This is a genomic window from Candidatus Symbiopectobacterium endolongispinus, from assembly GCF_018777385.1.
GTDB classification, from domain to species: domain Bacteria; phylum Pseudomonadota; class Gammaproteobacteria; order Enterobacterales; family Enterobacteriaceae; genus Symbiopectobacterium; species Symbiopectobacterium endolongispinus.
In genome coordinates, this window is the sequence record NZ_JAFJYB010000004.1 from 578009 (window position 1) to 593005 (window position 14997).

The 14997-nt window shown below is 53.9% G+C and carries 8 protein-coding genes and 3 pseudogenes; 7 read left to right on the forward strand and 4 right to left on the reverse strand.

Annotated elements, in window-relative coordinates; translation table 11 throughout:
* Positions 1–178 precede the first annotated feature (178 nt).
* A pseudogene (locus JZM30_RS18515) lies at positions 179–786 on the reverse strand (TIGR04211 family SH3 domain-containing protein).
* A gap of 252 nt (positions 787–1038) precedes the next feature.
* On the opposite strand from JZM30_RS18515, the pseudogene JZM30_RS18520 reads away from it, so the two are divergent.
* The 6 genes and pseudogenes from JZM30_RS18520 (at position 1039) to JZM30_RS18540 (ending at position 8892) form a co-directional block, all read left to right on the forward strand.
* A pseudogene (locus JZM30_RS18520) lies at positions 1039–2186 on the forward strand (CYTH domain-containing protein).
* 44 nt (positions 2187–2230) lie between these two features.
* The gene (locus tag JZM30_RS24845) at positions 2231–2437 is read left to right on the forward strand and encodes a hypothetical protein (protein ID WP_438801521.1); all 207 of its coding nucleotides are present in this window, start codon (positions 2231–2233) and stop codon (positions 2435–2437) included.
* A gap of 51 nt (positions 2438–2488) precedes the next feature.
* Positions 2489–5098: a bifunctional [glutamate--ammonia ligase]-adenylyl-L-tyrosine phosphorylase/[glutamate--ammonia-ligase] adenylyltransferase gene (gene glnE / locus JZM30_RS18525; RefSeq protein WP_438801523.1), complete on the forward strand. Its 2610-nt coding sequence runs from the start codon at positions 2489–2491 to the stop codon at positions 5096–5098.
* An 85-nt stretch (positions 5099–5183) separates the two neighbouring features.
* Positions 5184–6617, forward strand: coding sequence for a bifunctional D-glycero-beta-D-manno-heptose-7-phosphate kinase/D-glycero-beta-D-manno-heptose 1-phosphate adenylyltransferase HldE (hldE, locus tag JZM30_RS18530; RefSeq protein ID WP_252320484.1), 1434 nt, complete (start codon positions 5184–5186; stop codon positions 6615–6617).
* A gap of 25 nt (positions 6618–6642) precedes the next feature.
* Positions 6643–8673 (forward strand): NAD-dependent DNA ligase LigA, encoded by a 2031-nt coding sequence (gene ligA / locus JZM30_RS18535; RefSeq protein ID WP_252320486.1) that lies wholly within the window; start codon positions 6643–6645, stop codon positions 8671–8673.
* A 3-nt stretch (positions 8674–8676) separates the two neighbouring features.
* Positions 8677–8892, forward strand: coding sequence for a DUF3820 family protein (locus JZM30_RS18540; protein ID WP_196907779.1), 216 nt, complete (start codon positions 8677–8679; stop codon positions 8890–8892).
* A gap of 42 nt (positions 8893–8934) precedes the next feature.
* Here JZM30_RS18540 and JZM30_RS18545 read toward each other — a convergent pair whose 3' ends face one another.
* The 3 genes and pseudogenes from JZM30_RS18545 to garD all read right to left on the reverse strand — a co-directional run bounded on the left by JZM30_RS18545 (position 8935) and on the right by garD (position 13000).
* Positions 8935–9282, reverse strand: a complete 348-nt coding sequence (locus JZM30_RS18545; RefSeq protein WP_252320488.1) for a FlxA-like family protein — start codon at positions 9280–9282, stop codon at positions 8935–8937.
* Positions 9283–9528: 246 nt separating this feature from the next.
* A complete protein-coding gene (locus JZM30_RS18550) occupies positions 9529–11064 on the reverse strand; it encodes a methyl-accepting chemotaxis protein (RefSeq protein WP_252320489.1) in 1536 nt (511 codons plus the stop codon).
* Between the two features lie 377 nt (positions 11065–11441).
* Positions 11442–13000, reverse strand: a pseudogene (garD, locus tag JZM30_RS18555) (galactarate dehydratase).
* A gap of 635 nt (positions 13001–13635) precedes the next feature.
* Between garD and JZM30_RS18560 the strand changes: the two are divergent.
* Positions 13636–14925, forward strand: a complete 1290-nt coding sequence (locus JZM30_RS18560; protein WP_252320639.1) for an MFS transporter — start codon at positions 13636–13638, stop codon at positions 14923–14925.
* Positions 14926–14997: the final 72 nt, after the last annotated feature.

Below are 14997 nucleotides of genomic sequence, written 5' to 3' on the forward strand. Positions count from 1 at the left end.
TCATTCCCGTGTAAGCGGGAATCTCTTACAGGCCAAACGCATTCCTTCTGCAAGAGGTTCCCGGTCTGCGCCGAGGATGATGGGAGCACTACGTTAACATAAGGTTAATAGTTACATACCCATCGGCCTGCCGCAATCTATGCCGCAAGCCAATGTGATTTGTGATGTGGCTTACGTCTCAGCGCATCCAGCGATCGTTTTTCTTTCTGCTGGGGATCAGGTGCGGTAGCAGCAAACCGATGCCCGCTACGCCACCGCCGTACAGGAACCGTTGGAAATGATTTCCCGTTGCTTGTCATCCAGTTGCACATTGGCTGCATCGACCTTCTTTTGCGCGACAATCAGCTGATTTTTTAAATCCTGATTTTCGTTACGCAGAGCGGTGATGATATTGTCGCTGGCAGACACTTTTTGCTGCATATCGGCAGTACGCTGGTTCCATTCCTGATCTATATTGCCTAACCGCGCGGTGATGTCGGAAACCTGCTTTTCCAGTTCCGGCACGCGCAGGTGCAGGCTGGGCGTTTGACTCAGTTGATTGAGTGGCAGCCAACTGGTGCGATCTTTGCTATCGCGAATTTGGGCATAGCCGGCATTTTCATTCACGCTGAGCACGGTGACTTCCTCACCGGCATTGAGCGTGCCAATGATGCGGTACTGGGTGCCAGGGCCGGTATGAATGTAGGTCGACAGCTCATCGGAGATGTAGCGTTTATCTTCTGCGTGACTCGCCCAACTCAGTGTGAGGCTGACAAAGGTGAAACAAACTAGGCCTAATTTCTTCATAATTTCATCACGTTGTGCGAATGGTTGGGTGATAGTAGAGGCATAAGTCTGACGAGGCAATGGGTAAACCGAAAATGAGAACACTCCTATTACCCACGCTGCATTACCTGTCATTGCTGCCCGGTAGGTTTTTTCTGCCGCAGATGTTAGGGGTAAGGTGGTATAATATAGCAAGTATCCGTATTTTCCGTCGCTGATGAATGGTTGTCAGCATCCGACCCGCAGGGTCATGTTTTTTAGATTGAAATGATGATGAGTGAAGAGATCGAACTGAAGTTTATTGTGTATCCGGACATGGCGGCTACGCCGCCGCGCAAACTGACGGCCTGGCAAACTGACTACAGCTACAGCGAGCATCTGGAAGGGCGACTGCTTAGCAACACCTATTATGAAACGGCGGATAACACGCTGCGTCAGTTCGGTATGGGGCTGCGTGTGCGCGGTGAAAACGGCCAGCACGAAATGACGCTGAAAACCGCGGGTACGGTGATCGGCGGGCTGCATCAGCATCCTGAATACAATGTGCCGCTGGTGAATTGAGTGAGCCTATTTTGGAATTGGAGATGGAATTGAAAGCCGGGCAAACCGATGATTTGCTGGCGCTGTCGCAAGAGCTGGCGGAGTGGGGTGGAATGCGCCAGGGCAGCCTGAGCAAAGCGGCCCGCGGTTATCATCTGGCTCAAGGTGCTGTGCCGCGCGAATGTCGGGCGCTACGTATGCTGACGCTGCCTGCAAAGAGCACCATCGATCAGGCGATTGGTGCTGCGCTAGAGCATGCGCTGGCCCACTGGCAATATCATGAAGAGCTGTGGGCTCGCGGTGAACGCAAGGCGCGCGTGCAATTGCTGGAAGCCAGTGCGTTGATGCGTGAAATGCTGGTGCTGGTGGGGGGCGCGGTACCGCGCAAAGTGACCACGCTGTTCCGCGCGGCGCTCACCCATCTGGAAGAGCTGGTCGCACGTGAAACGGATGCCGAGAAGGTGTGTTATGACGCCAACTATCTGAACAGTAAGTTAGTGCTCACCTCATGGTTAGTTAACAACAGCTGGCGTGAACATATGGATAACAAAAGCCGTATGCGCCTAATGGGCTCGTATAAACGCTTTTGTGACGTGATGCTGGATCGCGCCATGGCGGAATTGCGCTCCGTATTTAGTCACCCGCTGGATGCGGAGCACTACCAGCAGCAGTTGGCGCGTTTGCAACGCAACATCAATGCGTTCCTGCTGCTCTCCAGCGCCTATACGGAAACCACCGTAGAATCCTTTATCGCGCAGTGGCGTGCGGTAGAGCACGGTATCAAGCATCTTCCCGCTTCGGGCGTGGACAGCGTGCTGGAAAATACCCGCCGTCAGGCGGTGGAACAAACGCCGTACTGGTTAAGCAGCGCCAGCGTGTAACGTATTATTATTTCCCGGAGTGCCCGGATTATCAGGGAGTTGCCATGTCTAATTCGCCATTCTCCTCTGCGTTGCCGCCGCTGCTGGCGGAGCAGGCGCAGCGTGTGTTATCCCGCCTGCAAGAGAGCATGACGCTCCATGGGTCCATCGCGCCAGAGGATCTGGCGGTGCTGGCATCCAGTGACTTTGTCAGCGAGGCGCTGGCACGCTATCCCGATTGGTGGGAGGCATTGTATCAGCAACCGCCGTAGCCGGAGGAGTGGCAGCATTACGGGCAATGGTTGGCACAAGCGCTGGAGGCGGTGAGCGATGAGGTGACGCTGATGCGCGTGCTGCGTGAGTTTCGTCGCCGGATGCTGGTACGTATTGCCTGGTCGCAATCACTCGCCACCAGTACCACGCCGCAAACGCTGCGCCAACTGAGCGAATTGGCTGAAACATTGATTGTGGCGGCGCGCGGCTGGCTCTATGACGCCTGCTGCCGCGAGTGGGGCACGCCCTGTAATGCGCAAGGGGAGCCGCAGCCGCTGCTGATATTGGGCATGGGCAAGCTGGGGGGAGGTGAACTAAACTTCTCCTCTGATATCGACCTGATATTTGTCTATCCGGAAAACGGTCAAACGCGCGGGGAACGGCGCGAATTGGATAATGCGCAATTCTTTACCCGGCTGGGGCAGCGCCTGATCAAAGCGCTGGATCAGATGACAATGGACGGTTTTGTCTACCGTGTCGATATGCGTTTACGCCCGTTTGGCGACAGCGGTCCGTTGGTGCTCAGCTTTGCTGCGATGGAGGAGTATTATCAGGAGCAGGGGCGCGATTGGGAACGCTACGCGATGGTGAAAGCGCGTTTGATGGGCGGCATGGAAGATGCCTACAGTCAGGAACTGCGCGCGCTGCTGCGTCCGTTTGTGTTCCGCCGCTATATCGATTTCAGTGTGATCCAATCGCTGCGTAACATGAAGAGCATGATTGCCCGCGAAGTACGGCGGCGCGATCTGCGTAACAACATCAAGCTGGGCGCGGGTGGTATTCGCGAAATTGAGTTTATCGCCCAGGTTTTCCAACTGATTCGCGGTGGACGTGAACCGGGGTTGCAAGGCCGGGAACTGCTGCCGACGTTGCAGCACACCGGTAGTCTGGGCCTGCTCTCGCCGCAGCAGGTGGACGAACTGAGCAATGCCTATCTGTTTTTACGGCGGCTGGAAAACCTGTTGCAAGCGATTGCTGATGAGCAGACGCAAACTTTGCCGCAAGAAGCGCTGAATCAGCAGCGTCTGGCGTGGGGCATGGGATTTGATGGCTGGGAAACGTTAAATGATGCCTTACAAAACCATATGCTGGCGGTGCGCCGGGTGTTTAATGACCTGATTGGCGATGATGCACAGGACGGGCAGGATGCGCCGGAGTGCAGCGGTTACAATAGCGTATGGCTGGAGGCGCCCGATGAGGTGGATATGGGGGCGTTAATGCCTCACATCAGCGAAGGGGCACGTAACGAACTACTGCGCGCCATTACCGATTTTCGTCATGATTTGGTTAAACGTACCATTGGCCCACGCGGGCGTGACGTGCTCGATCATCTTATGCCGCTGCTGCTGGCCGAAGTGTGTGCTCACCAGCAGGCTGAGCTTATTTTGCCGCGCCTGACACCGTTGTTGCTCGGTATCGTGACGCGCACCACCTATCTGGAACTGCTGCTGGAGTCGCGCCCTGCGTTGATTCAATTGGTCCGTCTGTGTGCTACCTCACCGATGGTGGCAAGCCAGCTGGCGCGTTATCCGCTGCTGCTGGATGAACTGCTCGATCCGGCGACGCTCTATCACCCGCTGGCGCCGGAAGCCTATCACGATGAATTGCGCCAATACCTGATGCGCGTGCCTGAGGAAGACGAAGAGCAGCAACTGGAAGCCGTACGGCAGTTCAAACAGGCTCAGCATTTGCGCATTGCCGCTGGCGACATCGCGGGCGTGCTGCCAGTGATGAAAGTGAGCGATCACTTAACCTATCTGGCAGAAGCCATCATTGCTGCCGTGGTGCAGCAAGCCTGGACGCAGATGGTGGCGCGTTATGGGCAACCGACACACCTGCACCAGCGCGAAGGGCGCGGTTTTGCGGTTATTGGTTATGGCAAGTTGGGCGGTTGGGAATTGGGCTACAGCTCCGATCTCGATCTGGTGTTCCTGCTGGACTGCCCGGATGAGGTGGTAACCGACGGTGAGCGCAGTATTGATGGCCGCCAGTTCTATCTCCGTCTAGCGCAGCGTGTGATGCACCTGTTCAGCACGCGTACCTCCTCGGGCATTCTGTACGACGTCGATGCTCGCCTGCGCCCGTCTGGGGCGGCGGGAATGCTGGTCAGCACCGTCGGGGCTTTCGGCGATTATCAACAGCATGAAGCCTGGACCTGGGAGCATCAGGCGCTGGTGCGCGCGCGTATGGTCTATGGTGAGCGTGGCGTACAGGCGCAGTTTGAGGCGATACGGCGTCAGATTTTATGTCAGGAACGCGAGCCGGAGACGCTGCGTGCGGAAGTGCGCGAAATGAGTGAGAAGATGCGTCAGCATTTGGCCAATAAAGACCCCGCGCTGTTTGATCTGAAAACCGATGAGGGTGGTATCACCGATATTGAATTTATCGTGCAGTATCTGGTACTGCGTTATGCGGCACAGGAGCCACGCCTGACTCGCTGGTCTGATAACGTGCGCATTCTGGAACTGATGGCCCAGTGCGGCGTGATGGACGAGGAAGAAGCGCGGGATTTGAAGTTGGCGTACATTACCCTGCGCGATGCGTTGCATCATCTGGCGTTGCAGGAACAGTCGGCGCGTGTAAGCGCTGAAAGCTTTTTGAGCGAGCGTCAACAGGTGAAAACCAGCTGGGAGAAATGGCTGGGTGCCTGGGTGCAGTAGGCAACGAATGTTGTTTCGAAGGACTGCGGGGGCTGTGCTATTATCGCGGCCAACTGTATGACAAAAAACATCTTGGAGTAGGTGCATGAAAGTTTCATTACCTGATTTTCGTCAGGCTGGCGTGCTGGTGGTAGGGGATGTGATGCTGGATCGCTACTGGTACGGTCTTACCAGCCGTATTTCGCCAGAAGCGCCTGTACCGGTAGTCAAAGTCGATACCATTGAAGAACGTCCCGGCGGTGCGGCCAACGTGGCCATGAACATTGCGGCGCTGGGTGCCAGCTCCCGTCTGGTCGGGCTGACGGGCATCGATGATGCCGCACGCGCGCTGAGCGCCAAACTGAGCGATGTGAACGTCAAGTGCGATTTTGTTTACGTCCCGACGCACCCTACTATTACCAAACTGCGCGTGCTGTCGCGCAACCAGCAGTTGATTCGCCTGGATTTCGAAGAAGACTTTGACGGTGTTGATCCGCAGCCGATGTTGGAACGCATTGCGCAGGCGCTGCCAAAAATCGGCGCGCTGGTACTGTCAGACTACGCGAAGGGCGCTCTGGCTCATGTGCGGGCGATGATCCAAACCGCCAATGCGGCGGGCGTGCCAGTCCTGATTGACCCGAAAGGGACCGATTTCGCTCGCTATCGCGGTGCCACCTTGCTGACCCCGAACCTCTCCGAGTTCGAAGCGGTTGCCGGACGCAGCAAAACCGAAGAAGAACTGGTAGCGCGCGGCGAGAAAATGATTGCCGATTTTGACCTTTCCGCACTGCTGATCACCCGTTCTGAACAGGGTATGACGCTGCTTCAGCCGGGCAAAGCGCCGCTGAATCTGCCGACACAGGCGAAGGAAGTCTACGATGTGACCGGTGCGGGCGATACCGTGATTGGCGTATTGGCAGCGGCGCTGGCGGCGGGAAATTCACTGGAAGATGCCTGTTTCCTGGCGAACGCCGCAGCGGGTGTGGTAGTGGGTAAGCTGGGAACCTCTACCGTCACGCCTATCGAGCTGGAAAATGCCATTCGTGGTCGCGCTGACAGCGGTTTTGGTGCGATGGATGAAGCGCAACTGAAAGCGGCTGTCGCGCAGGCGCGCCTGCGCGGTGAAAAAATTGTCATGGCCAACGGCGTATTCGATATTCTGCATGCTGGTCACGTCTCTTATCTGGCGAACGCACGCAAGCTGGGCGATCGCTTGATTGTGGCGGTGAACAGCGATGACTCCACCAGCCGCTTGAAAGGCCCCACGCGTCCGGTCAATGCCTTGGCGCAACGTATGGCAGTGTTAAGTGCCCTCGGCGCGGTGGACTGGGTGGTGCCGTTTGAAGAAGATACCCCGCAGCGCCTGATTGCTGGCATTTTGCCGGATATTCTGGTCAAAGGCGGTGACTACAAGCCGGAAGATATCGCAGGCAGTAAAGAGGTGTGGGCCAACGGCGGTGACGTCCAGGTGCTGAACTTTGAAGATGGCTGTTCTACCACTAACATTATTAATGCCATCAAAGCCAATACGTCGCGATAAACCAAAATAGTACGGGTAACCTCTAGTGACAGTTGAACATCTGACATCGCGTGTGGCCGAGCTGCACGCGCAATTGCGCCACCACGAATATAAATATCACGTTGAAGATGCGCCGGAAATTCCTGACGTGGAATATGACCGCCTGATGAATGAGCTCAAGGCGATCGAAGCGGAACATCCTGAACTGATTACGCCAGATTCGCCAACGCAGCGCGTTGGCGCGGCCCCCCTGTCGGCGTTCGAATCCGTGCGTCATGAGGTGCCGATGCTGTCGTTGGATAACGTATTCGATGATGAAAGCTATCTGGCGTTTTACAAACGCGTGCAGGATCGCTTGAAAAGCGGCGAGGAACTGACCTTCTGTTGTGAGCTGAAGCTCGATGGTTTGGCGGTAAGCCTGTTGTATGAAAACGGCCTGCTGGTGCAGGCCGCCACGCGCGGCGATGGCACGACAGGGGAAAACATTACCGCCAATATCCGTACCATCGGTGCCATTCCGCTGCGGTTGCACGGTGATAACATCCCTGCGCGCGTGGAAGTGCGTGGCGAAGTGTTTATGAAACACCGTGGCTTTGAAAAGATGAATGATGAAGCGCGGCGTACCGGTGCCAAGATTTTTGCCAATCCGCGCAATGCGGCGGCTGGGTCGTTGCGTCAGCTCGATCCGCGCATTACGGCTAAACGTCCCCTAACGTTCTTCTGCTATGGCGTTGGCCTGTTGGAAGGCGGAACCTTGCCTGCCAGCCATCTGGCACGCCTGAATCAATTTAAAGCCTGGGGACTGCCGGTTAGCGATCGTATTCGTTTGTGCACTGGTAGCGCAGACGTGCTGGCATTTTATCGTCAGGTGGAGCAAGAGCGCGCCACGCTCGGCTTCGATATTGACGGCGTGGTGGTCAAAGTTGACGACCTGGCATTGCAAGAGCGGCTCTGGTTTGTAGCGCGCGCGCCGCGCTGGGCGGTGGCCTTTAAATTCCCGGCGCAGGAGCAACTGACTTGGCTACACGGCGTTGATTTTCAGGTAGGGCGCACTGGTGCCATTACGCCGGTGGCACGCCTTGAACCGGTTGCCGTTGCCGGGGTTATGGTGAGTAATGCCACCTTGCATAACCGCGATGAGATTGAACGTCTCGGCATACAGATCGGCGATCGCGTTATCGTGCGTCGTGCAGGCGATGTTATTCCGCAGATCGTTGGGGTAGCGGAAGCAGAACGCCCTGCGGATGCGCGTGCTATCGACTTTCCTGAGCAATGTCCGGTGTGCGGCTCCGAGGTGGAGCGCGTTGACGGTGAGGCGGTGACGCGCTGCACTGGCGGGTTGATCTGCGGTGCACAGCGTAAGGAAGCGTTAAAGCACTTTGTCTCCCGTCGTGCGCTGGATGTGGAAGGTATGGGGGACAAGGTTATCGATCAATTGGTGGAAAAAGAGTACGTCAAAACTCCCGCCGACCTGTTCAAGCTTACCGCTGGCATCCTGACTGGACTGGATCGTATGGGGCCGAAATCGGCACAGAATCTGGTCAATGCGCTGGAAAAAGCTAAATCCACCACCTTTGCCCGTTTCCTGTTTGCGTTGGGTATCCGTGACGTAGGGGAAGCGACCGCAAGCAACCTGGCACAGCATTTTGCCACCCTGGATAACCTGCTAGCGGCGGATGAAGAAGCGCTGCTGGAAGTGGCGGATGTGGGGCCTATTGTGGCGAAGCATGTGCGCCATTTCCTGCAAGAAGCGCACAATCAGCAAGTGATTCGCGAGCTTATCAATCCTGAGGGCATCAATATCCATTGGCCTGACATCGAAAGGGTGGATGTTGAGACGCTCGATAACCAGTTTGCCGGCAAGACCATTGTGCTGACGGGGTCGTTGAGCCAGCTATCCCGTGATGAAGCCAAGGATCGCCTGACGGCGCTGGGCGCGAAAGTGAGCGGCAGCGTGTCCAAGAAAACCGATATGGTGATTGCCGGGGAAGCCGCGGGCTCCAAGCTGGCCAAAGTACAAGAGTTGAATATCCCGGTGATTGATGAAGCTGAGATGATCCGCCTGCTAGGAGCCTAACCGATGGAAAAAGAGGATTTGATCGCTATCGCCACTCAGCAGATGCCATTTGGCAAGTATCAGGGCCGTGTACTGATCGATTTGCCTGAGGAGTATTTGCTGTGGTTTGCCCGCAAGGATGCGTTTCCCAAAGGGCGACTGGGCGATTTGATGCAGCTGACGCTGACCATCAAGATTGAAGGGCTGCAAGGGTTGGTGACGCCGCTCAAGCAGCGTTAAAAGCAGCACCGCGTTTGCGGTGCTGCGCGTGTGGCTGAACGGCTACACGTAGATGTTGATTTTATTCTGTTCGGTCGGCTTGTTAACGCCTTTCTCTTGAGCCGTAGACGTGGATGCCGCCAGCTGCTGTTTACTCTCCGATGACTCATTCTGCAACCGGGCGATTTGGGCCTGAAGCGCTTGAATCTGCGCCTGAATCAACTGCTGCTGCTCCTGAATACTGGCCTTTTCTTCATCCGTGCTGGCTTTCTCGAGAGAGTAAGCGAGCGATTTGGCCTGCTGCGTTAGCGTTTTAATCTGCTGATTAAGACGAGCAATTTGCTGCTCATTGCTGGTCCCTGAGCTCGCGCTGCTGCCAGAGGCAGACGTCACTGCGCTGATGCTGGTCATTTTTTCTCCTTGTCATTACGGCACTGGTTGTGCTTGTAGAGTATCGACGCTTATTCCCTCTAGCTTGACAGGGATTTTGTAGGAATACAGAATGATAGGATCAGGTTTTTTACAGTAAATGTAACAATATGTGTTATTTGCTAGTGCCGAGAGAAACACAGGGAGGGGCTATCGGCATTGCGCGGGACGCACGGCGAGGGAATTATCCTTATTCCCAGCCGTATCGTGCGTTGAAAGGAGGATTAATCAACTGCCATACACATTGATGGCGCTGGTGAGTCGTTGAGCCTGGCGGTTCAAACTTTTTGCCGTATCGGTTGATTGCACTACCATTTCGGTATTGCTTTGGGTCATGATTTCTATTTGGGCAATGGATTGGTTAATCAACCCCAACGCCCGCGTCTGCTCTTGCGTGGCGTTGTTGATCTCTTTGATCATGGTAGAGATTTGCAGCACTTCGCTGACAATATCCGCAATGTGTTTGCCCGCGTTTCCCACCATTTTACCGCCTGACTCCACGCTTGCGACGTTCGCATCGATCAGCGTTTTGATCTCTTTGGCGGCTGAGGCAGAGTGTTGGGCCAGGTTGCGTACTTCGGCAGCGACTACGGCAAAACCGCGGCCTTGCACACCCGCTCTGGCAGCTTCTACTGCGGCGTTGAGTGCCAGAATATTGGTTTGAAACGCAATGCTGTCGATCACGCCGATAATATCGACGATTTTATCGCTCGCCTTGGAGATGGATTCCATCATACCGATGGTTTCCCCCATGATATCCCCGCCTTTTTGCGCCGTCTGGCTGGCAGCTTCCGCCATACTGGTGGCTTGGATTGCCGTTTCAGCACTTTGCTGTACCGCAACGGTAATTTCTTCGATTGCGGCGGCGGTTTGTTGCAGGTTGGCTGAGGTCTCCTCGGTATGGGCATTGAGTGACGTATTGTTTTCCGTCAGACGTTGACTCACGTCGGTCATGCCTTGCACCTGAGTGCCAACGTCATCTACCAGCGAGTGAAGGTTGAGGCCAAACTGATTAATGGAGCGCATTAACAGGCCTATCTCATCCACGCGGTTAAAGTGAACGTGTGACGTTTTACGTCCGGACACCACGCTCTGTGCGTGTTTCTGCATGGTTTTCAGTGGGCGACTGATTTGGCTTTGCAGAAAAGCATCCAACAACAGAAACAGGATGACCGCAGCCAGCGCGGACCAGACCGGATCGAGGCCGAAATAGGTGAGCAGAATGGGAGCCAGCGCCGCGATAAACAGCGGGCAACGGATACGCCAGCGTACGGAGATTTTTTGCAGCACAGAAAGCAGTGCAAATAACCCGGTGTGGATCACCAATCCTTTGTAGAAAGCGCGGCTGCCTGCTTGCTTTTGTTGTACGGCTTCGTATAGGGGTTCGACAAATTTGATCTCTTCCGCGCTCGGCGTGTTGCGCACGGAAATATAGCCACTCAATTGATTGTTATGATAAACCGGCGTGACGTTGGCGCGAACCCAGTAGTGGTCGCCGTTTTTACATCGGTTTTTTACCAGCCCTGTCCAGCTATCGCCTTGTTGCAGGGTGTACCACATGTCTGCAAACGCTTCGACGGGCATATCTGGGTGGCGCACCACATTGTGGGGCTGTGTGATAAGTTCATCTTCTGTATAGCCGCTGACGCGAATGAAAGCGGAGTTGGCGTAGGTAATGTAACTTTGAGTATCGGTGGTGGACATTAAAGTTGTGTCCACGTCCAACAGATACCCCTGTTGCGTAACAGGGGTATTGACCCTCATTTTAACCCCCTGATTCGAATTTGAACACGCAGACATCAGAGCGTGTAAATTTATGATGTTGCTGAGGATGCCGTCAATTCCTTCGTTTTTAAATAGCACTTTTAAAATATAAAACCTAGTGAATATAATGAGTTAAAACATCCAGTTATAATAATTTCATGTGAAACTACAGGATGGAATGAAACGCTCAATTGTTACTGTGGTTTGCAAATTTGTTCAAATTTGTAAATAAAATGAAGGGCGTTATTCGTGGGAAAAATCTTATAATCCCTACAAAGGGTTACGGGATAAACAGAAAATATTAATCAATAATAGAATAAAAAATAAACGCCAGGCAACGATAAGTTGCCTGGCGAAATATAAAAAAGGTTTATTTATCAAGTTACAGGCGCAGGGTTGAATACCTCCAGTGCGTTATGTAGGCCCCATTGATCCGACCAGGTTTTCTTCCTTCCGCTGGCAATATCAAGGATAAAATGGAACAGCTCCCAGCCTACTTGTTCGATGGTGGCATCGCCGGTAGCAATTGTGCCTGCATTGATGTCCATCAAATCATGCCATCGTTCCACTAATGCGGTGCGGGTCGCCATTTTGATCACGGGCACGGCTAACAGGCCATAAGGTGTGCCGCGACCGGTGGTGAAGACCTGCACGGTAATGCCTGAGGCTAACTGCTGGGCGCCACACACAAAATCGCTGGCAGGCGTTGCCGCATAAATCAACCCGCGTTTGGTCGGACGCTGCCCTGGAGAGAGCACTTCGGAAATGGCGCTTTGACCTGATTTGGCAATCGAGCCGAGCGCCTTTTCTACCACGTTCGCCAGCCCACCATTTTTATTGCCCGGAGACGGATTGGCGCTGCGATCGGTTTTTCCGGTATCCAGGTAGTTGTCATACCAGGCCATCTCTTCAAGCAGACGGCGACCCACTTCTTCGGTCGCGGCGCGCGGTGTGAAAAGGTGAATGGCATCGCGTACTTCGGTGACTTCCGAGAACATCACGGTAGCGCCGCAGCGCACTAGTAAATCTGAGGCATAACCCACTGCCGGGTTGGCCGTCACGCCGGAGAAGGCATCGCTGCCCCGCACTGCATCCCTACCACTAACTCAGAAGCCGGGCAGGTTTCGCGATGCCGCAGGTTAAGGCGTTGCGGGTGGCGATCTGCCATCGTGAGAATGTCATCGACCATCGACTGGAACCCCACATGGTGCTCATCTTGCAAACGCACAATGCTGGTGTCGTCCAGCGAGATAGCGTGCACATCGGGAGTGCCTTCCAGCAGACGTTCCGGTTGCAATTTTTCACAACCCAGACCGACAACCAGCACTTCTCCGCCAAAATTGGGGTTCAGCGCCAGATTGTGAATGGTGCGAATGGGAACCACGGCAGCAGGCGCGTTAATGGCAACGCCACAGCCGTAGAGATGGTTCAACGCCACTACGCCATCGACATTCGGATAACGGGGCAGCAGGTCGCGTTCGATCAGTTTCACCACGTAGTCAACCACGCCTGCGACACAGTGCACGCTGGTGGTGATACCGAGCAGGTTTTTACTGCCCACGCTGCCGTCTGGATTGCGATAGCCCTCGAAGGTATAGCCTTCCAGCGGCGGTAGCGGCGCGGGCACTTTGGTCGCCAGCGGCAGGGTTTCTAGCGGTGGTGCGTCCGGTAATTCAACCAGGGATTCATCAATCCAACTGCCACGGGCAATCGGTCTTACTGCATAACCAATAATTTCGCCGTAACGAATAATGGCCTCTGCGGTATTAATGTCACTCAGCGCAACTTTATGCCCTTGAGGTACATGTTCAATTAATTCAAGTCCGTCTGAAAAACGGGTGCCAGCACGTAATCCATTATTATTGACGACAATAGCAACATTATCGGATTCGTGGACTTTAATATAAAGCGGTTTTTCCAGTACGGAATCTGTCACTTTTTTTCTGACATGATGTAAGCCTTTATTCTCGGTCTGTAAAATAACGTTCGTTACTATCGCTGTCGGCTAATTCTTCATTGCTCGTGGACGAGTATAAAGCCCAGACTCTGTGGGTGCATTATGCAAGTGACCTATTTTTTGCCGTTAATCCCATTTTTTCTGTGGCGTTAAGACAAGAAGAGGTGAGTGCTATCACACATCGCCCGGCGTGGGGTATTGCGGGTGCGTGAGGGGGTTATCAGCGATGTGACGCATCGCGCGAATCGCCTATTTTCGTGAAATACCTCCCAGTCGATAGGGCAACTGCACCAACATATTTAAAAATCGATTTTCAATGTTGTGCCTTTCGCTAGTGAGCCGGCAATTGACGGAATTTATAATCTTCTGGCGAGTGAATGATTCGGTTAACTATTTCAAAGTGACAACACTGAAGCGTTCGCAATATAAAGCTTAAAGGCTAAACAATTAGTGATTTACCACACTTTCATTCTGATAACCCTACGGCATTCTGTTTCCAGGAATGTGTTATTGAGAATGAATGAACTAACCGTGATCGACAGCAGGAGTTCATCATGAATACAGTAAGCTCAGCAGCTGGCGCTATACAAAAGAGAACAAACGCCCGCTACTGAATTGTCGTGATGTTATTTATAGTCACGTCATTTAACTATGGCGACCGTGCCACCATCTTGATTGCTGGCTCCGCCATGTCAAAGGAAATTGGCCTGGACGCCGTGGGGATGGGGTATATTTTCTCTGCATTCTCTTGGGCCTATGTGATCGGCCAGATCCCGGGCGGTTGGCTGCTTGACCGTTTTGGTTCCAAACGCGTTTACTTCTGGAGTATCTTCACCTGGTCACTGTTCACCTTGCTGCAAGGCTTTGTTGACTTGTTCCAGGTCTCGGCCATCGTAGTGTCCTTATTTGCACTGTGCTTTATGGTTGGTCTGTGCGAATCGCCCTCTTTCCCCGGTAACAGTCGTATTGTTGCTGCCTGGTTCCCGGCGCAAGAGCGTGGCACTGCCGTGGCGATCTTTAACTCTGCGCAGTACTTTGCGACCGTGATCTTCGCCCCCATTATGGGCTGGCTGGTGCATGCGGTGGGCTGGGCGCACGTGTTCTGGTTCATGGGTGGTTTCGGTATTCTGATAAGCTTCCTGTGGCTAAAAGTGATCCACGATCCGAAAGATCACCCCAGCATGAATCAGGCCGAACTGGATTACATCGAAGCCGGTGGTGCACTGATCAATATGGATGCAGTGGCGAATAAAGCCAAAGTGCCTGGTAAAGATAAGTGGTTCCAGATCAAACAATTACTAACATCGCGTATGATGATGGGGGTCTATCTCGGCCAATACTGCATCAACGCATTGACCTACTTCTTCATCACCCGGTTCCCGGTGTATCTGGTACAGGCCAGGGGCATGTCCATTCTCAAAGCCGGTTTTGTTGCCTCGGTACCGGCCATTTGTGGTTTCGTCGGCGGGGTGTTGGGCGGTGTGATCTCCGACTACCTGATGCGTCGTACTCAAAATCTGACGCTGGCGCGCAAAACGCCTATCGTACTGGGGATGTTGCTCTTTATGTCGATGGTTATCTGTAACTACGTGTCGACGGAGTGGGTGGTTATCGCAGTGATGGCGCTGGCGTTCTTTGGTAAAGGCATCGGCGCGCTGGGTTGGGCGGTGATGCCGGATACGGCACCGAAAGAGATCAGCGGTTTGAGCGGCGGTTTGTTTAATATGTTTGGTAATATTTCCGGTATCGTTACCCAAATTGCCATTGGTTATATTATTGGTATGACGGGTTCCTTTAACGGCGGCCTGATTTATGTGGGTATCCACGCGGCAGTGGCTATTATCAGCTACCTGTTTATTGTGCAGGATATCAAACGTATCGAATTGAAACCTTTCAAAGGCTAATTGCATCAACAGGTCAGGCGGATAACGCCTGACCTGTGTCTGTTCAGGCACCATGCCCGCTCCCAGTATCAT